Genomic DNA, 21,846 nt, shown 5'->3' with positions numbered 1-21,846 from the left:
ATGCAATTCTCGCTAACAAACTGGTTAAGAAAAGCTTGGTTTTGGTTAACGCTTGGCCTAGCCATGAATCTGGGAGCAGCATTAATGAGTCATGTCGTTGTTGAAAACTACCAAAACGAAATCAGCTTACTTCAGCATAAGCAGCAACAAAACAACCGCCTTAGCCAACTACGCTGGCAACACGCATCCGACCTCGAAAGAAAACGAGAGCTGTTATTAAGCTTGCTAAATCAAGGTGATCTCGATGCCAATATAGCCAATGCACTAAATCAGCAAATCTATTACTACCTGCGCCAACCCTTACCTGAAATATCCCTTAGCCAGTTAACTGAAATCAACGCAGCGCTTGATCAACAACAGCAACAAGACAGAGACAAGGTAAACAACTTATATCTCGCTAACCTCGAGCTGAACGAGCAAGAGCAACAGCTACGACAACAAGCAGCCACCATGAAAAACATCGCCCTGTTGTTACAAATGGTCGGGATCGCCTTTATTATGGTGCGTGAAATAGGCCTTTAATCTGCACTATCAGCGTGACGTAGGTTGTTAATTTCAATAAACAGCTCGGCCGTGGCGAGGGCATCATTTAAAGCACGGTGATGGCCTTGTAAATTAATCCCGCGCGCCGCGCAAATATTGGCTAAGGAATAAGAGTCATAACCGGGTAACCACTTGCGCGCTAACACTACGGTACATAATTTAGCGCGATGATAAGCTAACCCACAGCGAGTAAATTCGGCTTTCACCATGCCCATATCAAAATTCACGTTGTGGGCAACAAAAATGGCACCTTGGCTAAATTTATCAACCGTTTTCGCCACTTGCGCAAACTCGGGCGCGTCGGCCACCATTTGATTGCTGATTCCGGTCAGCGCGGTAATGCGCTGCGGGATATGGCGCAATGGATCCACTAAGCTAGTGAACTGATCCACCACCTTACCGCCAACCACCTTCACCATGGCAATTTCGGTAATGCGATCATAATCTTTATGGCCCCCTGTGGTTTCCACATCAACAATCACATAAGGCTGCTGCGGATCGAGTTGCCACTCAACAGGCTGAATCGATACCGCTAAGCCTGCTTGGCTTAATTGCTGGATCCTGATCCACTGATTGCGACGCAAGCTATCACCGGGCGCTTTGATTTCTTGCGCAAACAACTGACCGTCCTTGACGCCGATTAAGTCAGGGTAGCCATCCTTTACGCTTAAATATTGCTGGCTCATTAATCGTAAATGACTGATCAAGGCATAGCTTGGCGCATGGTCAACCAACAGCGCCAGATCTTGCAATAAATCGTCGTACCAAAACATAAAACCGTTAGGCTTACCATAATGTTGCGCCACTTGCTGTACCAACCAAGCCTTGAACGCAGCAGGTGTTTGCAGGTGAGCGAGTCGAGTTTCTATTTCAGTGCGAAAGGTGGCATAAAAGGCATTGTCTTTGATGGTTTTCGGCAGTAAGGAAAATTCATTGCTGAGCTGGCTTTTCTCGTCTTGATAAAGTTCGGGCCAGAAAGTTAAACAAAATAAGGCTCGCCAAATCTGGTTCTCGCCGTAAATGGCGGTAATACCTTGGCGCTGATAATAATCAATCACCCCTTGCTCTGGTGAGCCAACAAAAGCCTCATCTAAGGCTATGGCTGGCGCGGCATTGCGTAACATCTCGGTTAAGATTGAGGTACGCTGTGCTGAGAACTTCAAGCGTAAGAAATCTTGCGCAAAAAACACCAGGTGCTCATCGCTAGCGTCATCCAAAATAGCATTTAATAACTGCTGACACAGTTCCAATTCGCCCTGTTGGTATAAAATACGAATGCGCTTTTCTTGCGCCGAGGCATGCCCACTTAACGCCAGCAAGGCCAGCCCTTGTGCTGGGTCGCGCTCGAGTAATTGCAAACCCAGTTTATAGCTGAGCAAATCAAACTTATCGTTGGCATAGCTACCTACAGGTGTCACTTTTTCTGCACTCAGCAGCCCTTCAGCGGCTTGCCATTTTGCCGCTTCATCCCATTGTTTTAACAACCTAAGCTGTTGGCTGTAGTGGTAGCCAGATTGTGCCTCAGCCAGCCGATCAAAATGGGCATTTAAGCGGGGAGCTGACGAACTAGCCATCGTTTTCAATACACCCAGATCACGCATTGCAAATTGCGCTAAGGTGCCACCTAGGTGGCCAAAATAAAGAAATAAACAGTACTCGAATAACGTCCGAAAGTCGGAGTGCAAATAAGCCAGACAAAGCTCATGCTGAGTCGTATCAACAACACCGCTATGTTCTAAAGCGCATTGATACCACAGTTGTTTTTTGGCCGAAGCTGGAGGAGTAACTGGCGCATTTGCACTCATGCAAATGGTTTGTAGCTGGGCTTTATTCAGCTCAGGTAGTAAATCCGATAAAGGGGCGGATGCAGCTGACGAGACTAATTGCAGTGCCTTTAGCTCAGCAATGGCAGCATCACGATCGGGTATTTCGACATAATCTAATTGTGCCCACTGCACAAAGCGACTTTTACGATTCACAATACGCACCAGTAAACACAAGGCGGGCTCGGTTAACCCTTTCACCTGCGCAAATTGCTGTTGTTGCTGCACCGTTAGCAAATGCTGGCTGGTTGATTCAATAAAACGCACCAGCTCAAAAAAGTGGCTAAGATAATATTTTTCGGGCAGGGTTTTCATACTAAAGACCACTGTATGTAGATACAGAAATCATAACCCAGGTTGGGTTGTTTTGCCAAAATCTTTCATCTTGCAATTCATAAAATCAAAGTTAATTCATTAACTTAACTTAATATTGCTGGCTATAAAAAGATGACATACATCACAATTTTAGCAAGTGAAATCCTCTATTCTTGCGCCTCCTTAGTATTGACCAGCAAGCATTACAGGCTCAATAGAGCCTACTGGCATACCACTCTATTGGCGCGACGTTATCACATCGTGCCGTTAGGCATTTGTTAATTGGAAGAACATTATGACCAAAACACTACTCGCGCTTTGCACTAGCATTGCTCTTTTCCCCCTTGCTAGCCAAGCCGCCAGCGATCACAGCGTCGACGATAACGTGATTGCACAGCAACGCGCTGCTCTTGCCGAAAATACCCAAGGAAAGGGGTTCGGTCCACAATCACCACGCGACATCGATACCTTAGCGGGTAACAACAAGCGTATTTTCTCTGCTGCGCCAGCTTACACAGCCATGAACCTGTGTAATATTCACTTTCACAAAAATGCCGAGCACAAAGGCGGTGAATTTACCAAATATGCAGGTAACGGCGATGGCAAAGGCTACGAAAGTGGTTACGTTTACAGTGGCAAGTTAACCGAAGCTGAACTTGCTCCATTTGCGCAAGAAGTGGGGAAAGGCGAGCACAATAAGCTAAAATCGGGCGATACCATTGAATTGCACTACGTGCACTCAAGCGCCCAAGTGAAACCGGGCCCAACGCTAGGCTCATGTTTAAGTGATGCCATCGGCAACCCACAACTGCGCGTTGAAACCCAAGTGTTTGTATTGGTTAATGACAGCAAGGCGCTAGACTTTGTTAAGCTAACCGAATACGCCGAGCAAAACGGCGTCTACCAAGCCCTTAACATCCCAACCAACACAGGCACGCCAATTCAATACGCGGGCTCAACCACAGGTCCAAGCTACAATGAAAAAGGCTCACCGTTCCAAGTGACTTGGAGTGTGCGCCCACAAGTGGCCAAAGTGAACATAGCAACCGTTGCTAAATGGTTAGAAAGCAACGACTTCAACGAAGATCATGCGCACGGTGTTCGCAACCTAGTGATCAACCCAGATCTACTTTCTGCGGGTCACTAAGCAATAGACCCAGTAGGAGCCGCAGTCATGCGGCGATAAATATCCAAACTCGCCCCCATGTAGATGGGAGGCGAGCTCGGCGATTTAGCAAAGAGCTCCTGCTATCAAATCAAATGAAACTGACTGCGCATGGCCTGATTACGCAAACCTGTTAATGCCTGGTAAGCCTCACTGTAATACCAAGCTTTTGCCAATTCGTGCGAGTCAAAACGCAGCACCGCCTTGTGGCTAAAACCCGTTTCACCATGCAGCACTTGCAGCTCGCCCTTACTCATAAACTCACCGCCAAAAGGCACTAAACTAGCCGCGGCTTGTTCACGATATTGCGCCATTAACTGCGCATCAAGTGGCGTTGAATCCACGATCACTAAAGCTGTCATTGTCTATCTCCTATTTTGCTAAACATCTCGACTAGCTCATCTAATCGATTGACTTAGTATAAAAAACCAGACAAAAATCAACAATAACCAAAAAATTAACTGATTGTTTAAAATAATGAACACTATCAAGCTAGCGCCGCTGTTGCTTATTTTTGTAGAAGTCGCCAACAAACGCTCTTTTTCGGCAGCGGCGAAAAAACTGGGTATGAGTAAATCGGCCATCAGCCAACAAATAAAGCGCCTAGAGCAAGAAATCGGCCAGCAATTATTGGCCCGCAATACCCGCGGCGTTGCCTTGACCGCCGTAGGCCAAAGTCTGTTAAGCCGCAGTGAATTGCTTAGCGCGCACCTAAGTCAAACCCTCAAGGAATTAGACCAAGTTAAAACCGAGCCAAGCGGCTGCTTTAAAATCGCCGTACCGCCTTTTTTTGAACAGCACATCGTAATTCCAGCGCTCAAGCAGCTATGCCTAGCCTACCCAAAACTGAAACCTGAGTTAGTGATTACCGGGAAATGGCAAGATTTAAGAGAGTACAATCTGGATGCGGCTATTTTTGGCGGTAATCTGCGCGACAGCCAGTATCGCGCCCTCCCCATCGGCAAAGTAGCAGAAATTTTTTGTGCCTCGCCGCGCTATTTACAACAACATAATAAGATCACTGAACTAAACCAGCTTAGCCAGCATCAATACCTAGCCACACCGTGGCAACAGCAACAGATCCAATTATTTGAAGTCAGCACCAAGCAAGCACACACCCTTAATTTAGATCATGCAGCTAAAACCAACACCCTAAGCACGGTATTAGAAATGCTACTTAATGACATGGGCATCGCTCTGTTTCCCGCTTTTTTAGCGCAGCAACAACTAGCCAATCAACAGCTGATCCAAGTGCTGCCTAACTACCAAGGCCGCGCGTGGCAGTTTTATTTTCTACATGCTTATCAAGGTGACAAGCCCGCTCACGTTGAGCGTTTCTACCAGCTAATTTGCTACTACTTTAAGCAGCGCAATAGTTAACCCCAACCTGTGGCAGCCGAGCTCGCTCGGCGAATAAACTAACAACCAGCCCCCTCTTCAGCGCAAAAAAAAGGCCGCTCAAAGCGACCTGATGTGCATATTACTTTTTGGGAGACATCACTTCTTCTAACGTCAGCCCCGTTAGATCGCGTATCGTGCGCCATAAATAATAAAAGATACCTAGCATCATCAGCATCGACGGCAAGGCGATCATGGGATAACTGTATAAGGTTAACTGACCCAACTCTTCATTAAATGCAGGGGTGCCAGCAGGACTCGTCACCAACCATTTGGCCAACACATAATTCATCACCGCCGAGAAAGCAAAAGAAGCCGACACCAAATACGTCGCCTTTAGCAAACGCTTTTCAAACGCCGCCGTACTGTGGTGCTCTTCCAGCTTTTGCTTGATCTTCTCAACATCCATCACGTCGGGATTGAACAACAAGGCTCGCACTAATGGATAAGGCGTAAAGGCAGAAATTAACACTGCCGTTCCTATCACCGCAGGGATCGCGGCTTCTTTAATCGCCAACCATTTAGTGTCTAACTCAAACAAGCCAATACCACCGGTTAGCGCCACGCTAGCTAAGCCAAGTAACGCAATAAAATTGAATTTACGGTACTTGATTAACTCAAACAGACCCCACCCTAGCGGAAAAGCCAAGGCCACAATCAAGCCGCCCGTGGCGCCTAATTTTTCATCACCACTCATTTTCATCAAGATAAAAGAAGGAATAATGATACTGACCAAGAGGTCAATCATAGGACGCGGTTTATGGGACGAGGAAGTTTTCATGGTTGCTGTCATTCTTTGCCAATAAGGAGCCAAGGTTATAACGAATTATCCACCATAACACAATTATTGCCGTGCGCTTATTCGGTTTCTATTGCCGGATCTCGCACAGCACGGCACCCAATTTTAATGCCGCACCGTTAAGCTATGCCTTGCTCAAAACAAGGTGCATCAAGCACTTGCGCTAACCAGTCAAGCTTTGACTCACAAAAGACATTCACATCTGGCTTCATGGCTGTGGCCGCTTGGATGGTGCCGAAATAAAGCATATTTAAACCCGCTAACTTCGCATTACGATTGAAAATAGCTGTGCCACAGGTAGGACAAAAATGCTTAGTCGCATTGTCCGTCACATTAAAATGAGCCAGCTCGCCCGCTACCAGTTTAAAATCCGACTGCAAAGCCACCGCATAGGTAGAAAAAGCAGCGCCATTCATGCCGCGACATAATTGACAGTGGCAATTCACGATTTTTTTAATGTCACCATGAATTTCATATTTAACCGACTGACAGTGGCAAGCACCTGTGATCATGGAATTTCCTTAATGTTAAAAAGACAACTAGAGTTTGGTTAACAAACATCGCGCAAGAGATGCAAGCAAGACACCTATCACTAACCCTAACCCATTGGCAGCCAAATCCAACCACTCACCATAGCGATTAACATAAGGCTGAATTATTTCAATTAAGCCACTGTAAACCAAATAACCCAACACTAACAGTAACCACCTGCGCGGCCGCATCAATGCCACAGGAAAGGCGAGCAAAGCATAGGCAATAAAATGATGGGTTTTATCCGTCCCTGGCACAGGCGGCAGGCTAGCGATGGGATAAAGAGACAACACCGAAATCAGCACAAGAATAATGGCGGACAGCCACAGCCAGTACGACTGGATAAAACGTAAACATTGCTTCAAAGCAGGCTCCTAAAATGACAAAACGCGCGCATCCAGCGCGAACACCACCGGCAACATAACTCAAAATGTGCGTATTAGCCAACTAGGTGGCAATAAGTCGGACCACCCAACTCTTCGCTCTTAAAGCAGGCCCTGTTTAAAGCCAATTTAAAAGTGACGGTCCTATTATTCATGACTGTCCTATTATTCAAAGAGGTCAATCATAGGACGTGGTTTATGGGACGAGGAAGTTTTCATTGTGTCTGTCATTCTTTGCCAATCGAGGGCCAAGGTTATAGCGAATTATCCACCAGAACACAAATGCCACGGTTTAACTTCTTTGAGGAATAAATTGGTAAGCAGCACATCGGTATTTACATCAAGCAAGTTCAATTAATTAGGATCTGTTGATGCATAGAGCTCATGAGTCATTGCACGATATAACCATTTGAGCACGGCAAATAAATGAAAAGTCACATTATTTCACTATCACACTCTTAATTCATTAAGATATAATCACAAAAAAATCAACAAACTGATGCTATGTGTTCGCTTGTGAACTCACCAAGAAGCGTTGGATACGCGATTATCATCAGAACAACTATCTAATTGAAAAATAAAGAGCGCAAAAAATGAGCAATATTTTAACCTCAATAGCTTTACTACTCCTATCAGCATCCTGTCTTGCCGCTGATACCAAGGTTACAAAAGCAGATATCGTTGGCACTTGGTGTTATTACGAAGTGGTGATCTCAGGTAAGCCAATGGAATCTAACGACGAGTACACGTTCTTAGAAAATGGCGAATATAGCTATAAAACCCCCATTGGCATCACAGGAAGTGACCTATGGGAAATCAAAGATGGTTTTTTATTACTCGGCGGCCCCAAGAAACCCAAAATAATCAGTTTGGTTAATGACACGCTTACGCTAGAAGCCGTCGTTGGTACCCTCAAATTTCGCAAAAGTAGTTGTAACTAGAGCAGTTACCACAACTTATGGCAATATCGCCAAACTTATCTTGGAGTTTAAGTGAAAAAATTTCAATTTTTTGTCAAGCAAGATACGACAATAAACCTTAACACGGACAGCGCAAACTTTGAAGAAGAACAAAAACAACTCTTGTCGCAAGGCTTTATACCTGTTGGAGAGATTGTTCAGCAGATAACTCAACAAACGCATTTAAAACCTTTAAGGCAACAAAAAGGAACAACACACTTTCCTACATATCCACGGCACTTCTTATCATTTATTTAGTTCTAAAAACGCTAGATTATTATGACCTTATTCCTAAAATGAGTTTCTTGGTTTAAAACGTGAGCTACGAGGCTCTGGGCAAACAATGGGGCGCCCACCATATAGGGGCTAACCTATGCCAAAGATTGTAACAGGGTTTTATCTTCGCTTAGCCTTGATGGTCATTCTTTGGCTGTTGCATGTTATTTTGGGCTCGGATGCCTCTTTTGCAAATGGCTTGGAAAAAATATCTATCACCTATTGGCTCAGTATTGGTTATTTTGCCTATTTTTGTTTTTATCTGATCCGATTGAAATGCAGCTCATGTGGTGAGCCTGTCATCTACAAAACGGTGCATTACTCGGGTTGGCATCTTCCCAAATCACATTGCAGTAAATGCAAAAAAGAACTGTAACTGTGGCACTATCAGAGTTACCAAATCATTTGTATAAGCAACGGAATATTGGGACACACACCACTTTTGGCGGCCAAAATTAATGCCCTGCACTTATTAACTAACACACACCGTTGAGAAACCAACATGAACATCAAACAATCAGACTGGAACATCTTTTGCGAAATCAAAAGCCAAGCATTTGAGCAGTATTGCGACCAAGCGTTAAACGGGGTGATTGAGAGGATCACGGATAAATCAGCATCTGCTGTCGACAGGTTTGAGTTCATGCGCGAGAAGACTAACGAGGCGCAGGCGTTTATTATGCGTACCTTTGATGGCCACTCTCGAAGCCAAGCATTTACCCAACTGATGCTGATGTGTGAAGCTAAGCTCGTCGCACCTGAGCAGTTCGAGCGCCTTTCTGATGAAATGAAAACGCAAATTAGGGGAATAATTGAGTATCGAGCGCAGGGTTTTGATTAAGCTGAGCTTTGGATAGCCATATCGTATGAATAATCCGCAAAAACGCGGTAAATATATCCCTATACGCTCTGCGTTTTCATCCCTGAAAACGAAGTTTTGCTACTTATTCATACGCTATTCTTTGGCCGACTCCATTAACCAGAATTGAGGTTAATTAAGCTCATTATTAAGAATTAACCTGTGTTACGCAGCGAGTCTGATGATTCGCGGTTTAAAAATCCACCCGGAGCGCAATTAATTGCGCGAAATATCGCGTCGAAAGCCGGTTATTCGCGGTTTAAAAACCGCTCCCACAAGGTGTTTATTCGCAAGTTAAATCGCTGCATGACTGCGGCTCACACAGGCTCGACTTGGCTTTTGTGACAAAACGACCCTACTCGCCTCGCACGCAGAAATAATACGTCCACGCGATCAGTATCAACTGCAATGGGGTGCGGATCAGCAGGTAAATCGGTCCCCACTGATGGCCACCTAAGCCGATACTGTTAAGCGCGGCATAGACATTCGCAGCAAAAAAACAGATAAACGTAGCGATAGCAACTTGGCCGACCAGCCTGCGCCAGCGAGCAAACAATAAGCCTACGGCTATCACTAATTCGAACACGCCAGTCAGGTAAATAATAGTGACCCGCATCGGCAGCCAAGGTGGTAACATTTCGGCCATGCCCGCGGTTTGAACAAAGTGACCAATAGCAAAAAAGGCGAAACAAATGGCCATGCCATAACTAGCATAACGGTATCTATCCTGCCTTGTTCGCTTACCTAACAAGTGGGAAAGCAGTAATGGGGCACAAAGCAAACTTAGAATAATAAGCGGGGTGATCATTAGGCATTTCCTCGCAGTAGCAGTGCCATATACCTGCGTTCGGAAAAAGTCATCCGCCATTGCAACTTTGTTGCTTTGTCGACATGCCTAATTGCCCTCATTTCTAACACATTCTTGATAGTCTTCATCTAAAACCCCTTGTTTTTATTCACCTTAAAACACTGAATAACAGATGAAAACAGCGATTAAAGCACTAAGGACTGACCATCGATACTGTTGGACGATTCATCGATTTATTGACGAGAACGCTGTGACGCGCTTAATTGTTGATGCTTGATTCGGTACTGCTTAGGGGTAACTTGATGAAACTGTTTGAAATTGCGGATCAGCACATCACTCGATTGAAAACCACAAGCAAACGCGATTTCTTGAATAGAAAGTTCGGTCTCGGCCAGCTTTTGCGCAGCAATAAAGCAGCGCCACTGGCGCAGGTATTGCTGTGGCGTGGCGCCTGTCATGCGCTTAAATCTGTCGGCAAAAGCAGAACGAGATAAGGCGGACACCGCAGCCAGATCTTCCAGTCGCCAATCACGTTGATAGTCTTGTTGCACGGCTAACACGGCAGGTGTTAAGTATCTGTCGTTAATCGCACATAACCAACTCGGGTTGATATCCAGAGCCGGTAAGCCGCGGATCATTTCCAACATCATCAAGTCGAGCAGATGACTAAGAGCAAGTTCATAGCCCTGTGTTCTGTGTAAATTTTCTTGGTAAATCCACTCCACATAACGACTTAATCGTTCACTGTGATGAATATCGACCACCATGACCTTGGGCAGTTTGACCATTTTGGCATCCATTCCCCAATGTTGGATCATGGCAAACGTGATGGCACCACACATTAAATCGCAATGCGCTCCATCACCACCAATCACCATTTGGCTTAATTGCTCGACCGATTTATCAACAAAAAGCTGGTCCACAGACTGACACACAACCCCTTGTTCACTGCTAACTCGATAGGCGTCACCATAAGGCAGCAGCACCATTTGGCCCTGTTGCAACTGAAAACTAGGCTCTCCAGTCACCTCAACCATACAACGCCCACTGCGCAAATAACTAAAGCTGCCTCGATCTCGCTGCGACTCCGCCAGCCCCCAAGGCTCACGCAATTGAACCTGAGCGAACACTTCTACGCCCGGCGAAAGGCGTTGGATAAACTGACTGAGGGGATCTGAATAAGGCATAACTAGCTAACTATTTGATGAGAATATGGATTATTTGATACTGAAAGCGGATTAAACTGCAACAAAAAGTTATTCTCATTGCTATATCAAGCAGGAACCGAACTTATCAAAGCGGTATCTTGAGGAATCCACTTTCCCTTGGTTTAACGGCAAAGCAATCGAGGGAATTTCTCTATGCTGTTTTATAGTGAGCTAACTCCTTAGTCACTTAGTCGCCTGCAATAATGATTAGCTACACACCCACATTTGACTGTTTTTTTTTTTTACTGATTTTAGATAATGTAATAAGCCGCCATTCGGTTTAGTCTAGCGGTTACGTCGTTTTGTGATAACAACCAAAGCCCAATGGGCAGCTCCAGCTTAACTTAGAGATTTAAATGAAAACATTTCAGTTCTATGTAAAACAAGATGCAGTATTACCACTCGATATTGACGATCCCAACTACTCAGAGGAAAAGGCACAGTTAGTTGAGCAAGGGTTTGAGCTGGTCGGTGACTTGGTACAAGCCGAAACGTCAGCGCAAGCATTTGAAAAGTTTAAAACATCTGACTTAGAGGAGCTTGCTGGTTTTGCCGGCTGGCATCTTGTTACTGGCGGGATCGGCGCGATTTTAGGCTTTACCTCAGCCTAAACTGCTTGGGTTGTACCGAGTTGGGGGAAACTTAGTGTGACTGAAATTCATATTTTTAGACACGGTGAAACCGAGTGGAATCTTTCTAGCCACCCACTGCGTAAAACGATTTACGCTAAGGCAAACCGATGAATCAAACAAGATGGCTAAACCTGATGCAAGCGATGGGATTCCCCCCCTCTATCGGCTGCTATCAGGCGCTTGAGAAGGCCTATTCGCAGCCACATCGCTACTACCATACGGTTAAGCATATCGATGCCATGCTCAAGCATTTTGATTCGGTTAAGCTTCTCGCCGAGCAGTCCGCCGAGCTTGAATTGGCCATTTGGTTTCACGACGCTATTTACAATATTCCGTCAAGCCGTAACGAACTCGATAGTGCCCTATGGGCAAAAGAATTCGTGCTGACTAATCAATATGATGAAGCCGGAGCCAAGCGTATCTTTGACCTGATCATGGCAACCCAACAGCATGAAAAGTCCAGCTTGATCGACGCCAACATCATAGTTGATACAGATCTCGCGATCCTCGGCTCATCGCCAGCCACTTATGCTGAATTTGAACAAAATATTCGCCGAGAATATCACATGGTGCCCGAAGATATTTACCGGGCTAAAAGAGCCGAGATCCTCGAACATTTTTTAGCTCAGGGAAGTATTTACAAACTAGACAGCTTCATCAGCCAATATGAAAGCGCAGCTCGTGAGAATATTAGCCGCGCCATTGATAGCTTAAAAACGAATCAGCACTAAAACCATCATGGCAGCTCAGATCTGGCTGCCATTGTCATGTGCCCTTAGTAAACCCATCCAGCTAGCTCAGTAACGATTCAATGCCGTATTCCGGGCCGTATTTTTCAACCACAAAATCGATATCTTTATCGCCCCGTCCAGACAGGTTCACTAAGATAGAGCCCTTCTCACCTTGCTGCGCTAGCTTGATCGCATGAGCAATGGCATGAGACGACTCGATAGCAGGAATAATGCCTTCCATGCGTGACAGCTCAAAAAAAGCATCAATGGCCTCTTTATCACTGATGTGAACGTAATTCGCACGACCAGACTCTTTTAAGAAGGCGTGTTGCGGCCCAACCGAAGGGTAATCTAAGCCACTGGCCACGGAATAAACCTGCTGCGGCTCACCTTCTTTGTCTTTTAGCATGTAAGACTTAAAGCCATGCATAATGCCCGGTTCGCCCAAGGTTAAAGTAGCGGCATGCTCACCCGGATCTAAACTGCGGCCAGAAGGCTCAACGCCATATAAGGTAACGTCTTTATCTGCTAAAAACGCACTGAACAAGCCCATGGCATTTGAACCACCACCGACACAAGCCACTAAGTTATCTGGTAATTTTCCGGTCATTTGTTGAAATTGCTCGCGCGCTTCATTACCGATAATGGATTGGAAATCACGCACCATAGCAGGAAACGGATGCGGCCCAACCACTGAGCCAATCGCATAAATTTGGGTGATAGGATCGGTCATATACGCTTCAAATGCCGCATCGACCGCTTCTTTTAGGGTTTTACGGCCATGAGTCGCCGGGATCACTCGTGCACCAAGAATGCGCATTCGCACTACGTTCGGGTGCTCTTTTTTAATATCCACTTCACCCATGTAAATATCACATTCCAGCCCCACTAATGCCGCAGCCGTTGCCAATGCCACACCATGTTGACCCGCGCCCGTTTCGGCAATCAGCTTCTTCTTGCCCATTTTTTTCGCCAGCAATGCTTCGCCGAGACAATGGTTGATTTTATGAGCGCCGGTGTGGTTTAAATCTTCGCGCTTTAGATAGATATCGGTGCCGTATTTCTGTGACAAATTTTGCGCGTGGAAAATCGGGCTAGGTCGACCGACAAAGTGCTTGTATAAACGCGCAAGCTCGGCGCGATAGGCGGGGTCATTCTTACATTCATCATAAGCCGCGCTAATTTGGTCCATGATTTTTTGTAGCTCTTCAGGAATAAAGCTACCACCAAACTCACCAAAATAGCCCTGCGCGTTAGGCTCTGCATGTTGAAAGGTATTTTCCATTTTCGTCATGTCCTTATATTGAAAAGAGATGTCTTGTTATAGCGACAAAACCACAATAAAAGTATGACTACTTAGAGAATTTGTTAGCTTGAGCATAATTTTATGCTCTCAGTTTATCTGAGTGAAACACGAACCACAGCCATAAAGCCAGTTAGAGTTATTTCCTAAGCGACCTGCGACAGATAAAAAAACCAAGGGTTACAAAAGAAGCAAATCAACGCCATCACCAACAATAGAGCGTACATTTTTATCGGCCGCTGAGAGCGAAGCTCAGCCTTGCTGAATTTCGATAATGCAGGAACAAAAAAGCAGCCTATAAAAATCCCCCAAATCAAGCCCACTTCAACCACCTCGGCGGTTGAACTTAAAAAGGAAATCTCGCCCAAATCATTAAAATGCAGCAAAAATCCCGCGACCGAAAAAAACACGGCAACAAATAAGGGTAGTAAGACAAAGAGGGTTTTCATTACTTAAACCAGTTAACGAAAACAATAAGCTTACCAATACTAACTTATCTATAATAAATCAATTAGATAGAAGCTAAATTGTTTGCTGTAATCTTAAATACTCGGCCAAAGCCAGTTTATCCGCTGCAGTATCCAGCTCTAGCTCGGCTTGGGCAAAGCTGCGCCAATACACGGCATCGGCTTCCAACGCGTTGATTTCACCCGACCACGCGAGCACGGCGTAATAATGGATCAGCTGTAGCTCGGCGCTAGGATGATAAAGCGAACAGATATGCTGATATTGCCCCGCTTGGATGTCCAATTCTTCTTTAATTTCGCGCACTAAGGCTTGCTCGGGTGACTCACCTTGTTCAATATGGCCGCCGGGAATAGCGACTAAATTTGGATCGCATGCCTTATGTTCGCTGCGTTTTTCCAGCAAGACTTGGCCATCTTGGATCAGTAAAAAAGATGAACAAGGGTAAATATCTTGTCGCATTAACTTAACTCCTAAAATGAAGATGGGTAGGAGCACCAGTCATGGTGCGATTTGGGGTCATTTTTAATCACTGCATTACTGCTGCTCCCACAAGCGAACATTTCCAATTCCCTGAGCAAGCTCAGGTCCTACAAAAATCGCGAATAATTTGTCTTCAACGCGCTGTTTCGCTGTATAAATACAGCTCCTACCCAGGCCCTAATCCCAGGAGCACCAGTCATGGTGCGATTTGGGGTCATTTTTAATCGCTGCATTACTGCAGCTCCCACAAGCGAACATTTCCCATTCCCTGAGCAAGCTCAGGTCCTACAAAAATCGCGATCTCTAAGAGGAAGAGATACACCACACTGAACCAATGATATGCCGACTTCGTAACTTAGCTATTATTAAATTTTATTATTCATAACAAGGACTTTTTATGACAGCTTTAGAGGCGCTGCTGGGCACCTATCATCTTAGCTTTTGGGGGCTTTGGCTGATTTTATTTACCGTGCTAGTGCAATCCACCATCGCCACCATTGCCCATCGCAAACAAGCTAAATACATCCCCGGGCTGTTAGATGAACGTCTGGGCCATGGATCCTTTGTATTTCGCAGTCACCGCACTTTTCACAACTCACTTGAAAACACCCTTTTGATGTTTGCCCCTGCGCTGCTGGCCATTATTGTGGGCGTGGATCCCACTTGGCTGGCGATCTGGGTTTGGCTGTATGCCGTGGCGCGCATTATTCATATGGTGCTGTATTACGCCATTGCCACCGAGCGTAACCCCAGCCCGCGTAGCTATTTTTTCATGTTAGGTTTTGTCTGTAATATCGCGGTATTTGTGCTGGTTGCGATGCGGTTACTGTAAAGACATATTTACCGCGTTTTAGCGAAATATTCACTCAGCTGCGAACTACTTAGCCACACCTAATAAGTTGATGGCCTTGATTAAGGCATACACCTGTTCGCCGGGTTGCAGCTGCATTTCTTGCTGCGCCCACGAGGTGATCCGCGCCTTTATCACTTGCTGGCCTACCGCCATACGCCATTCCACTTGCTGACTTTGCTGAGAGCTGTCAACTAAGGTCACGGGTAACACGTTTCGCATACTGGTTGAAGTGGGTCGCTCTCGGCTTAAGGCCACATCGCCAGCGCGGATCTTAACTAATACCTCTTGCCCTGCGGGCAGTTGATAACCACTGCTCCACAAACACAGCGACGGCTGATTGGCTGCTGTTGCTAGTGCTAAAGGCAACATACCGTGATTATCACTCACCTTTGCCACCTGTGCTTTTAGCAACACACTTTGCTCACGCTCGCCCAACCAAGGTTGCATTTGCTCACTGTTCCACACTTGCTCCAGCGGGCCGTGTTGCAACACCTTGCCGTTTTCCATTAATACCAGATGATCAACCAATTGCAGCACTTCATTCAGGCTATGGCTAACCAGAATAATCGGCAAATTAAACTGTTGTGACAACGCCTTGAGATAAGGCATTAACTCTTGTTTGCGCGGCTCATCGAGCGATGCCAGCGGCTCATCCATTAACAGCAACTCAGGCTCGGACAACAAGGCGCGACCGATGGCCACACGCTGCTTTTCGCCGCCCGACAGCTCACTGGGGTAGCGCGTTAATAACGCCTCGATGCCTAATAGCGTGACCACCTTAGCGATTTTTTGCTCACTATTGGCCGTCGTTTTATGGCCGTACAGTAGATTCTTTTGCACCGTGTAATGGGGAAATAACCTTGCATCTTGAAACACATAGCCAATGCGTCGCCGCTCAGGTTGCTGCCACTGCTTTTGCGCGGTGTCGACAAAAACGCGGCCATTAAATTCAATCCGCCCGACATCGGGTTTTATTAAACCGGCAATTAAGTTAATTACGCTGGTTTTACCCGCGCCCGATAGGCCAAACAAACCCACCACGCCTTGTAGCGGCAGGCATACATCGAGCGCTAATTGACAATGACCGAGCTGCTTTTGACAGGTCAGCACTAATTGTGAACCTAGGCTCATGCAGCTACCTCACGCTTAATTTGCTCGCGCCGCAGTAACCACTCAGAGCAAAGCAGTGCCAGCAAAGCCAGCACCACAGCTAAAATACATAGCCGAGCCGCGGCAAACTCTTGGCCTGGGGTTTCAATAAAACGATACATGGCCAACGGTAAGGTTTGGGTTTCGTGGGGAATATTGGCAACAAAGGTAATGGTAGCGCCAAACTCACCCAAGCTGCGGGCAAATGCCAGCACAACACCGGCCAGTAAACCGGGGTAAATCAAGGGCAAGGTAATGGTAAAAAACACTTTTATCGGCCCCGCCCCCAAGGTTCTCGCGGCTTGCTCTAATTTGGGGTCAACATGATCAAAGGCCAGCCGCAACGAGCGCACCATTAATGGAAAGGCAACCACCGCCGCCGCCAACGCCGCACCGCGCCAGCTAAAAGCAAAGCTCAAGCCTAAATGGGTTTGCAACCAACTGCCAAGGGGCGATTGCGGGCTTAAACTGATCAATAACAAATACCCTGTCACCACGGGCGGCAACACTAAGGGCAAGTGAACGAGACTATCGAGCAAACGCTTGCCCCAAAACTGATAACGAGATAACAACCAAGCCACGACTAAGCCAAGGGGCAAGCTTGCCATTACCGCCACCCCAGCCACTTTTAGGCTAAGTAATAAGGCTTGGCTTTCTAATTCTGTTAATAGCACGCTTGTACCGTCCCCGCTTCGTTATTGTTTAGCTGGCTCAGAAAAACCAAACGCTTGCCAAGTTGCCTTAGCCTGATCTGACCATAAATACTGATAAAACATCACCGCCTCAGGCGCATTGGATAACCGCGCCGCAGGATAAACAATCGCCTCGTGAGACTCAGCCGGAAATATTGCTACTTGCTCCACTAAATCCGAAGAGTACGCATCACTGGCATAAACAATACCTAGCGGAGCGGCGCCTCGCTCTACCAGTGCCAAACTCGCCCTCACATGTTTACCGTAGGCCACTTGCTGATTTAAATCCTGCCACAACCCCAAAGAAGTTAACCCTTGCTGAGCATAAATCCCCGCTGGCACATGCTGTGGATCGGCCAGAACTAAACGCTGACCCGCTAATGCACTTTGCCAATCTGATAGCTGCGTTATATTAAAGTTCGGGTGTGCTTTTTTACTCACCAGCACCAATTCGTTACCCACTAGGCTAGCTTGCTGCTGCACTCGAGCAGTGTTCTGGTTTAAATAATCGAGCCAGCGCTGATTGGCCGAAACATAAATATCTGCCGGTGCACCTTGCGCTATTTGCCTTGCTAGGGCCGATGACGCCCCCACTATCAAGGCTATCTCTTGCTTGGGATTAGCTTGTTGATAAAGACTGATCAGTTGCGTCATGGCAGGCTGTAATGATGCCGCAACCAGTACTTTTAACGGCTCTGCTTGAACTGAAAAAGCAGCGAAAATTAGCAATAACATCACTTTAGCCATTTGTTTAGTCAGTTGTTTTATCAACATTTAGGCAACCTAGTATCAAAGCAAGAACGAGCGATTAGTAAAACCCTAACTATACCTCACTTTTAAACTTGGTCGATTGCCTAAATTTAGCTCACTTTGTAAGCTAGTCGCCTCTCTCACAAATCAAGCAAAGAAAATAAGCACATGTTTAAAAAGACTAAAGAAGAAGGCTTAACCTACATTTCGGAGAATTGCTCCATAGCTGGCGATCTAAACCTGCAGGGCGAAGTGATGATCAACGGTGCGGTTGAAGGTAATCTAACCTGCGAGGGCAATGTTACCTTAGGCCGCAACGGCATTCTTAAGGGCATACTGAAAGCCAATGAGGTGTTTGTATCTGGCAACATTGAAGGCGAGATCCACTGCGACATTTTAAACATTGAAAACAAAGGCATAGTCAGCGGCGAATTATTTAGTGCCGATATTCGCATCGACAAAGGCGGCCAGTTCTTTGGCGTGCGTAAACAAAAAAATGCCGGCGAGCACAAGGTAGTCGAGTTTGACCAAAGCAATAAAGACAAAAATGGCAAAGAAGATAAAAAAGTCGCCAAAGCGTGATTTAGCCTGATATCCTGCCCAACACAGTTCTATTGTTGGGCTTTTATTTTGTCAGCATCTCCAATCATTAAAAATCAAAAAACGTCCGTGCTTTTTGCGTTAGCAGCCGTTGCCATGTGGTCAACCGTGGCCACTGCATTTAAAGTCACCCTAGCCTATTTCAGCCCGATTCAGATGATCTTAGTGGCAAGCCTGACCAGCATAGTGCTACTGGCGGGCATTTGTTGGCAGCAAAAAAAGTTACCTCAAGTTGTATCATTACTTAAGCAACAAGGCAGGCTGATGCTACTGCTAGGATTAATAAACCCCTTGTGCTATTACTTGCTGCTGTTTCAGGCATACGATTTATTACCCGCCCAACAGGCGCAAGCCCTTAATTACACTTGGGCAATTAGCCTTACCTTGCTCGCCGTGCCCTTATTAGGCCAAAAACTAACTAAGGCCGATGGCCTAGCGATCTTATTGGGTTACGGCGGGGTGTTAGTGATTGCCACTCAAGGTGATTTACTGGCTTTGAACTTTAATAACCCGCTGGGCGTAGCGTTAGCGCTGGCCAGCACCTTGCTTTGGGCGCTGTATTGGATCTTAAACACGCGCCAACATGGCGATCCAATTGTGGCCTTACTCTGCTGCTTTCTCTTGAGTTTACCCTTTATCATCGCGGTGAATTGCTATCTCGGTGAATTTGACTTCAGTGCTTGGCAAGGCTGGGCGGGCGCCATCTATATTGGCGTGTTTGAAATGGGTTTAGCCTTTGTATGCTGGCTTAATGCCATGAAATACGCCGAACACACCGCCAGCATCAGCAATTTAATTTTTGTCTCGCCGTTTGCTTCCTTGTTTTTACTTAACTGGATCATCGGCGAGCCTATCTATGCCTCAACCTTGGTCGGCCTTGGCCTCATCATTACCGCCCTGCTTACCCAGCAATGGCTGAATCGAAAGCTTCAAGGCTAAGGAAAACACCATGCAACAAGCTATTTGTGGTTATCATTTGGATGAAGAAGCGCATTGGGTTGCCAAGCTAAGCTGCGGCCATTTTCAGCATGTGAGACACGATCCGCCGTGGCAAATGCGACCTTGGGTGCTAACCCAAGCCAGTCGCAACAAGATGTTGGGGCATAGGCTTAACTGCATCAAGTGCGACCAAGGCGCACCGAAAGACCAGCTAGCCAAATAGACGCTTCAGTCATGGGCGATGGGGTTATCGCAGCATGACTGCTGCTCCTAACGATGTGCTATTTCCAGTAGAAGCGATTCTTAAATCGCGAATAAGCAGCCGTTAACTCGCTGTTTCGCTGTATAAATACAGCTCCTACCGATGCGCAATTTCCGGTGGCGATGGGTTTATCGCAGCATGACTGCTGCTCCTACTGATGTGGATTTCCAGTAGAAGCGATTTTTAAATCGCGAATAAGCAGCCCTTAACGCGCTGTTTCGCTGTATAAATACAGCTCCGCCCCATGTAGTCTTTTTGGCTCGCTAAATAATTCAAAAAATTCTCGCTTTGTTCACAGCGACTGTCTAACGCTTTGATATATAACTGCAAAAAACGTACAGTCAGAAATTTAACCAGCCCTATTTGGCTCGCTAAACTCATGCTCGCTTTGTCTTTCCTCTGTGCGGCTTGTTATGGGGTGGCAAGGTGTTATTAACTGGCTGAGTAATAATAATTTATTTATGCGGGATTATGGGGTGTTGCGAGCTACTCAGCAGGATCTTAACGGAATTCCGTATAGTACAGCTGTTATAGCCACGGATAGGATATTTTGACCATTAGATATCTTGCAGAAAGCAAAGACTACAAAGTCTATTCCATATTCGAGTCTGTGTATTTGAAGGATAAGTCTACTTGTAAAAGCCTAATCGAGTATGAAGAAGCAGATCTATGCATAGCTTGGGTTTACGGCGATCCAGATTCAGCTGTAATATCATGTGATGGAAGCTCGGTTGTTGTAGCGGGATGTGGGATCACCATATTCAATATCAAAACTAATCAAGCTACCGAGCTATTTAATGAGCCTGGTGATATTACTTGGACAGAAGGGATATATCAGAGTGCTGAAGATGATTGTAAGCATGTTCGATTTAACGCCCTTACAAAAACAGATAAGTTAAATATACATCGCTTAGATATCCAAAAACGTAGTCTAGAGACGTTAAGCTGATAGCTATAACAAGTGCCATTTTTGTCTGCGGCTGAGCGCAACGTTATAACACAGAATCAACTTCTTGCTCAAAAGGGCCTGTTGAACTATTATTTGTACGTTATTTTGTACTGATGAGAGTTCAATATGAGTCGTATTCATTTCGATCAAGATATTCAGCCTTTGTCTGAGTTTCGTGCCGGTGTCGCTTCATACATCAAACAAATCAATGAGACTCGTCGCCCATTGGTTATTACGCAACGTGGTAAAGGTGTTGCTGTTGTTCTAGATGTTGCTGAGTATGAAGCAATGCAAGAGAAAATCGAACTACTGGAAGAAATGCGCACAGCAGAAGCTCAGTTAGCTTCTGGTCTCGGTATTTCCAATGATGATGCGCGCGCTCAAGTACTTGGCCGCATTAAGAAATGAAAGTAGTGTGGTCTCCATTAGCACTTCAGAAACTAGGTGATGCGGCTGAGTTTATTTCTTTGGATAATCCACCTGCGGCAGAGAGGTGGGTAAACGAAGTTTTTGATAAAACTGAACTCCTTGGAAGTATGCCTGAAATGGGGCGGTTTGTTGCTGAAATGCCCCATACGAATTATCGCGAAATCATCTTTGGTCACTACCGTATTATCTACAGTTTAAGTCACGAAATTCGCGTGCTAACAGTTCGTAATTGTCGTCAAATTTTATCGGAAGATGACGTGTAAAACTGTTTTACAACAGTTCGTTAGGCGAGAATCAGTTAAGCATTACAAAAGGCCGGACACCCATCAATATTTTAGCAGACAGCTAAACCTCTGTTTACAGCATATAAATTCGCCATACAAGGCAAAGGCGGACTATGTATTAGTAGTAAAAAGTGAATAACCTTTTTTGTCTGGCAATGTGGCAATAGCATGAAAAAAATGCCAAAAGCTTTCAATATTGCTTGTGTACCTTTTTTTCATACTTTCCAAGCTAAGCATTTCAACATTTAGTGTTTTAAA

The 21,846-nt window shown here is 45.7% G+C and carries 28 protein-coding genes; 15 read left to right on the top strand and 13 right to left on the bottom strand.

The features are described 5' to 3' along the window. Nucleotides 1-522 (top strand): hypothetical protein, encoded by a 522-nt coding sequence (locus tag ACK8OT_RS08045; RefSeq protein WP_410195985.1) that lies wholly within the window; start codon nucleotides 1-3, stop codon nucleotides 520-522. On the opposite strand, the gene ACK8OT_RS08040 is transcribed toward ACK8OT_RS08045, so the two are convergent. Continuing rightward, complete coding sequence (locus ACK8OT_RS08040) at nucleotides 519-2,681, bottom strand: exonuclease domain-containing protein (protein ID WP_410195984.1); 2,163 nt, start codon at nucleotides 2,679-2,681, stop codon at nucleotides 519-521. The genes ACK8OT_RS08045 and ACK8OT_RS08040 overlap by 4 nt on opposite strands. A gap of 295 nt (nucleotides 2,682-2,976) precedes the next feature. On the opposite strand from ACK8OT_RS08040, the gene ACK8OT_RS08035 reads away from it, so the two are divergent. After that, nucleotides 2,977-3,828 (top strand): delta-class carbonic anhydrase, encoded by an 852-nt coding sequence (locus ACK8OT_RS08035; protein ID WP_410195983.1) that lies wholly within the window; start codon nucleotides 2,977-2,979, stop codon nucleotides 3,826-3,828. Between the two features lie 104 nt (nucleotides 3,829-3,932). Here ACK8OT_RS08035 and ACK8OT_RS08030 read toward each other — a convergent pair whose 3' ends face one another. Then, on the bottom strand, nucleotides 3,933-4,208 hold the full coding sequence (locus ACK8OT_RS08030; protein WP_410195982.1) for a DUF1330 domain-containing protein: 276 nt from the start codon (nucleotides 4,206-4,208) through the stop codon (nucleotides 3,933-3,935). Nucleotides 4,209-4,323: 115 nt separating this feature from the next. Here ACK8OT_RS08030 and ACK8OT_RS08025 point away from each other — a divergent pair, with 115 nt between their 5' ends. Continuing rightward, nucleotides 4,324-5,226 (top strand): LysR family transcriptional regulator, encoded by a 903-nt coding sequence (locus ACK8OT_RS08025; RefSeq protein WP_410195981.1) that lies wholly within the window; start codon nucleotides 4,324-4,326, stop codon nucleotides 5,224-5,226. A 100-nt stretch (nucleotides 5,227-5,326) separates the two neighbouring features. Here ACK8OT_RS08025 and ACK8OT_RS08020 read toward each other — a convergent pair whose 3' ends face one another. The 3 genes from ACK8OT_RS08020 to ACK8OT_RS08010 all read right to left on the bottom strand — a co-directional run bounded on the left by ACK8OT_RS08020 (nucleotide 5,327) and on the right by ACK8OT_RS08010 (nucleotide 6,939). Beyond that, the gene (locus ACK8OT_RS08020; RefSeq protein WP_410195980.1) at nucleotides 5,327-6,025 is read right to left on the bottom strand and encodes a VC0807 family protein; all 699 of its coding nucleotides are present in this window, start codon (nucleotides 6,023-6,025) and stop codon (nucleotides 5,327-5,329) included. A gap of 137 nt (nucleotides 6,026-6,162) precedes the next feature. After that, nucleotides 6,163-6,555, bottom strand: coding sequence for a GFA family protein (locus tag ACK8OT_RS08015; RefSeq protein ID WP_410195979.1), 393 nt, complete (start codon nucleotides 6,553-6,555; stop codon nucleotides 6,163-6,165). Nucleotides 6,556-6,582: 27 nt separating this feature from the next. After that, on the bottom strand, nucleotides 6,583-6,939 hold the full coding sequence (locus tag ACK8OT_RS08010) for a VanZ family protein (RefSeq protein ID WP_410195978.1): 357 nt from the start codon (nucleotides 6,937-6,939) through the stop codon (nucleotides 6,583-6,585). Nucleotides 6,940-7,550: 611 nt separating this feature from the next. Here ACK8OT_RS08010 and ACK8OT_RS08005 point away from each other — a divergent pair. From ACK8OT_RS08005 to ACK8OT_RS07990, 4 genes are all read left to right on the top strand, one after another. Then, nucleotides 7,551-7,898 (top strand): hypothetical protein, encoded by a 348-nt coding sequence (locus ACK8OT_RS08005; protein WP_410195977.1) that lies wholly within the window; start codon nucleotides 7,551-7,553, stop codon nucleotides 7,896-7,898. A 51-nt stretch (nucleotides 7,899-7,949) separates the two neighbouring features. Continuing rightward, nucleotides 7,950-8,174: a hypothetical protein gene (locus ACK8OT_RS08000; RefSeq protein WP_410195976.1), complete on the top strand. Its 225-nt coding sequence runs from the start codon at nucleotides 7,950-7,952 to the stop codon at nucleotides 8,172-8,174. A 115-nt stretch (nucleotides 8,175-8,289) separates the two neighbouring features. After that, nucleotides 8,290-8,568: an LIM domain-containing protein gene (locus tag ACK8OT_RS07995; protein WP_410195975.1), complete on the top strand. Its 279-nt coding sequence runs from the start codon at nucleotides 8,290-8,292 to the stop codon at nucleotides 8,566-8,568. Nucleotides 8,569-8,694: 126 nt separating this feature from the next. After that, the gene (locus tag ACK8OT_RS07990; RefSeq protein WP_410195974.1) at nucleotides 8,695-9,033 is read left to right on the top strand and encodes a hypothetical protein; all 339 of its coding nucleotides are present in this window, start codon (nucleotides 8,695-8,697) and stop codon (nucleotides 9,031-9,033) included. A gap of 373 nt (nucleotides 9,034-9,406) precedes the next feature. Here the strand turns inward: ACK8OT_RS07990 and ACK8OT_RS07985 are convergent, their stop codons facing one another. After that, nucleotides 9,407-9,859: a DoxX family protein gene (locus ACK8OT_RS07985; RefSeq protein ID WP_410195973.1), complete on the bottom strand. Its 453-nt coding sequence runs from the start codon at nucleotides 9,857-9,859 to the stop codon at nucleotides 9,407-9,409. A gap of 233 nt (nucleotides 9,860-10,092) precedes the next feature. Further along, nucleotides 10,093-11,046 carry an AraC family transcriptional regulator gene (locus ACK8OT_RS07980; protein WP_410195972.1) on the bottom strand — a complete coding sequence of 318 codons (954 nt, stop codon included), beginning with the start codon at nucleotides 11,044-11,046 and terminating at the stop codon, nucleotides 10,093-10,095. A gap of 377 nt (nucleotides 11,047-11,423) precedes the next feature. Between ACK8OT_RS07980 and ACK8OT_RS07975 the strand changes: the two genes are divergently transcribed. Then, nucleotides 11,424-11,678 (top strand): hypothetical protein, encoded by a 255-nt coding sequence (locus ACK8OT_RS07975; protein ID WP_410195971.1) that lies wholly within the window; start codon nucleotides 11,424-11,426, stop codon nucleotides 11,676-11,678. Nucleotides 11,679-11,806: 128 nt separating this feature from the next. Next, on the top strand, nucleotides 11,807-12,430 hold the full coding sequence (locus ACK8OT_RS07970) for an HD domain-containing protein (RefSeq protein WP_410195970.1): 624 nt from the start codon (nucleotides 11,807-11,809) through the stop codon (nucleotides 12,428-12,430). Nucleotides 12,431-12,491: 61 nt separating this feature from the next. Here ACK8OT_RS07970 and trpB read toward each other — a convergent pair whose 3' ends face one another. The 3 genes from trpB to ACK8OT_RS07955 all read right to left on the bottom strand — a co-directional run bounded on the left by trpB (nucleotide 12,492) and on the right by ACK8OT_RS07955 (nucleotide 14,660). Continuing rightward, the gene (gene trpB, locus ACK8OT_RS07965) at nucleotides 12,492-13,715 is read right to left on the bottom strand and encodes a tryptophan synthase subunit beta (RefSeq protein ID WP_410195969.1); all 1,224 of its coding nucleotides are present in this window, start codon (nucleotides 13,713-13,715) and stop codon (nucleotides 12,492-12,494) included. 164 nt (nucleotides 13,716-13,879) lie between these two features. Beyond that, complete coding sequence (locus ACK8OT_RS07960; RefSeq protein ID WP_410195968.1) at nucleotides 13,880-14,182, bottom strand: hypothetical protein; 303 nt, start codon at nucleotides 14,180-14,182, stop codon at nucleotides 13,880-13,882. A gap of 73 nt (nucleotides 14,183-14,255) precedes the next feature. After that, nucleotides 14,256-14,660 (bottom strand): NUDIX domain-containing protein, encoded by a 405-nt coding sequence (locus tag ACK8OT_RS07955; RefSeq protein WP_410195967.1) that lies wholly within the window; start codon nucleotides 14,658-14,660, stop codon nucleotides 14,256-14,258. Nucleotides 14,661-15,078: 418 nt separating this feature from the next. Between ACK8OT_RS07955 and ACK8OT_RS07950 the strand changes: the two genes are divergently transcribed. Further along, complete coding sequence (locus ACK8OT_RS07950) at nucleotides 15,079-15,513, top strand: MAPEG family protein (protein WP_410195966.1); 435 nt, start codon at nucleotides 15,079-15,081, stop codon at nucleotides 15,511-15,513. Between the two features lie 45 nt (nucleotides 15,514-15,558). On the opposite strand, the gene modC is transcribed toward ACK8OT_RS07950, so the two are convergent. From modC to modA, 3 genes are read right to left on the bottom strand one after another with little or no spacing between them, the layout of a single operon-like run. Continuing rightward, nucleotides 15,559-16,665, bottom strand: coding sequence for a molybdenum ABC transporter ATP-binding protein ModC (modC, locus tag ACK8OT_RS07945; protein WP_410195965.1), 1,107 nt, complete (start codon nucleotides 16,663-16,665; stop codon nucleotides 15,559-15,561). Next, nucleotides 16,662-17,357, bottom strand: a complete 696-nt coding sequence (gene modB / locus ACK8OT_RS07940; RefSeq protein WP_410195964.1) for a molybdate ABC transporter permease subunit — start codon at nucleotides 17,355-17,357, stop codon at nucleotides 16,662-16,664. The genes modC and modB overlap by 4 nt, the downstream gene beginning before the upstream one ends. A 21-nt stretch (nucleotides 17,358-17,378) precedes the next feature. Continuing rightward, the gene (gene modA, locus ACK8OT_RS07935) at nucleotides 17,379-18,149 is read right to left on the bottom strand and encodes a molybdate ABC transporter substrate-binding protein (protein WP_410195963.1); all 771 of its coding nucleotides are present in this window, start codon (nucleotides 18,147-18,149) and stop codon (nucleotides 17,379-17,381) included. A 144-nt stretch (nucleotides 18,150-18,293) separates the two neighbouring features. Between modA and ACK8OT_RS07930 the strand changes: the two genes are divergently transcribed. The 5 genes from ACK8OT_RS07930 to ACK8OT_RS07910 all read left to right on the top strand — a co-directional run bounded on the left by ACK8OT_RS07930 (nucleotide 18,294) and on the right by ACK8OT_RS07910 (nucleotide 21,567). Further along, nucleotides 18,294-18,707 (top strand): bactofilin family protein, encoded by a 414-nt coding sequence (locus ACK8OT_RS07930; protein WP_410195962.1) that lies wholly within the window; start codon nucleotides 18,294-18,296, stop codon nucleotides 18,705-18,707. An 87-nt stretch (nucleotides 18,708-18,794) separates the two neighbouring features. Continuing rightward, complete coding sequence (locus tag ACK8OT_RS07925; RefSeq protein ID WP_410196084.1) at nucleotides 18,795-19,664, top strand: DMT family transporter; 870 nt, start codon at nucleotides 18,795-18,797, stop codon at nucleotides 19,662-19,664. Nucleotides 19,665-19,674: 10 nt separating this feature from the next. Then, nucleotides 19,675-19,887 carry a DUF3565 domain-containing protein gene (locus tag ACK8OT_RS07920; protein WP_410195961.1) on the top strand — a complete coding sequence of 71 codons (213 nt, stop codon included), beginning with the start codon at nucleotides 19,675-19,677 and terminating at the stop codon, nucleotides 19,885-19,887. A gap of 1,114 nt (nucleotides 19,888-21,001) precedes the next feature. After that, complete coding sequence (locus tag ACK8OT_RS07915) at nucleotides 21,002-21,283, top strand: type II toxin-antitoxin system Phd/YefM family antitoxin (protein WP_069522155.1); 282 nt, start codon at nucleotides 21,002-21,004, stop codon at nucleotides 21,281-21,283. Further along, nucleotides 21,280-21,567: a type II toxin-antitoxin system RelE/ParE family toxin gene (locus ACK8OT_RS07910; protein ID WP_410195960.1), complete on the top strand. Its 288-nt coding sequence runs from the start codon at nucleotides 21,280-21,282 to the stop codon at nucleotides 21,565-21,567. Before ACK8OT_RS07915 ends, ACK8OT_RS07910 begins: the two co-directional genes overlap by 4 nt. Nucleotides 21,568-21,846 lie beyond the last annotated feature (279 nt).

It is taken from the genome of Motilimonas thetidivivens, assembly GCF_046452435.1.
Taxonomy (GTDB): Bacteria; Pseudomonadota; Gammaproteobacteria; order Enterobacterales; family CBDFNC01; genus Motilimonas.
Note: the sequence above shows the minus strand (reverse complement) of the source record. Positions and strands in the feature narration are given on the sequence as shown.

Coding starts and splice junctions, on each gene's coding strand:
- ACK8OT_RS08045 (WP_410195985.1), top strand. CDS start 1: ATGCAATTCTCGCTAACAAACTGGTTAAGAAAAGCTTGGTTTTGGTTA.
- ACK8OT_RS08040 (WP_410195984.1), bottom strand. CDS start 2,681: ATGAAAACCCTGCCCGAAAAATATTATCTTAGCCACTTTTTTGAGCTG.
- ACK8OT_RS08035 (WP_410195983.1), top strand. CDS start 2,977: ATGACCAAAACACTACTCGCGCTTTGCACTAGCATTGCTCTTTTCCCC.
- ACK8OT_RS08030 (WP_410195982.1), bottom strand. CDS start 4,208: ATGACAGCTTTAGTGATCGTGGATTCAACGCCACTTGATGCGCAGTTA.
- ACK8OT_RS08025 (WP_410195981.1), top strand. CDS start 4,324: ATGAACACTATCAAGCTAGCGCCGCTGTTGCTTATTTTTGTAGAAGTC.
- ACK8OT_RS08020 (WP_410195980.1), bottom strand. CDS start 6,025: ATGAAAACTTCCTCGTCCCATAAACCGCGTCCTATGATTGACCTCTTG.
- ACK8OT_RS08015 (WP_410195979.1), bottom strand. CDS start 6,555: ATGATCACAGGTGCTTGCCACTGTCAGTCGGTTAAATATGAAATTCAT.
- ACK8OT_RS08005 (WP_410195977.1), top strand. CDS start 7,551: ATGAGCAATATTTTAACCTCAATAGCTTTACTACTCCTATCAGCATCC.
- ACK8OT_RS07995 (WP_410195975.1), top strand. CDS start 8,290: ATGCCAAAGATTGTAACAGGGTTTTATCTTCGCTTAGCCTTGATGGTC.
- ACK8OT_RS07990 (WP_410195974.1), top strand. CDS start 8,695: ATGAACATCAAACAATCAGACTGGAACATCTTTTGCGAAATCAAAAGC.
- ACK8OT_RS07985 (WP_410195973.1), bottom strand. CDS start 9,859: ATGATCACCCCGCTTATTATTCTAAGTTTGCTTTGTGCCCCATTACTG.
- ACK8OT_RS07980 (WP_410195972.1), bottom strand. CDS start 11,046: ATGCCTTATTCAGATCCCCTCAGTCAGTTTATCCAACGCCTTTCGCCG.
- ACK8OT_RS07975 (WP_410195971.1), top strand. CDS start 11,424: ATGAAAACATTTCAGTTCTATGTAAAACAAGATGCAGTATTACCACTC.
- ACK8OT_RS07970 (WP_410195970.1), top strand. CDS start 11,807: ATGAATCAAACAAGATGGCTAAACCTGATGCAAGCGATGGGATTCCCC.
- trpB (WP_410195969.1), bottom strand. CDS start 13,715: ATGGAAAATACCTTTCAACATGCAGAGCCTAACGCGCAGGGCTATTTT.
- ACK8OT_RS07960 (WP_410195968.1), bottom strand. CDS start 14,182: ATGAAAACCCTCTTTGTCTTACTACCCTTATTTGTTGCCGTGTTTTTT.
- ACK8OT_RS07955 (WP_410195967.1), bottom strand. CDS start 14,660: ATGCGACAAGATATTTACCCTTGTTCATCTTTTTTACTGATCCAAGAT.
- ACK8OT_RS07950 (WP_410195966.1), top strand. CDS start 15,079: ATGACAGCTTTAGAGGCGCTGCTGGGCACCTATCATCTTAGCTTTTGG.
- modC (WP_410195965.1), bottom strand. CDS start 16,665: ATGAGCCTAGGTTCACAATTAGTGCTGACCTGTCAAAAGCAGCTCGGT.
- modA (WP_410195963.1), bottom strand. CDS start 18,149: ATGTTGATAAAACAACTGACTAAACAAATGGCTAAAGTGATGTTATTG.
- ACK8OT_RS07930 (WP_410195962.1), top strand. CDS start 18,294: ATGTTTAAAAAGACTAAAGAAGAAGGCTTAACCTACATTTCGGAGAAT.
- ACK8OT_RS07920 (WP_410195961.1), top strand. CDS start 19,675: ATGCAACAAGCTATTTGTGGTTATCATTTGGATGAAGAAGCGCATTGG.
- ACK8OT_RS07915 (WP_069522155.1), top strand. CDS start 21,002: ATGAGTCGTATTCATTTCGATCAAGATATTCAGCCTTTGTCTGAGTTT.
- ACK8OT_RS07910 (WP_410195960.1), top strand. CDS start 21,280: ATGAAAGTAGTGTGGTCTCCATTAGCACTTCAGAAACTAGGTGATGCG.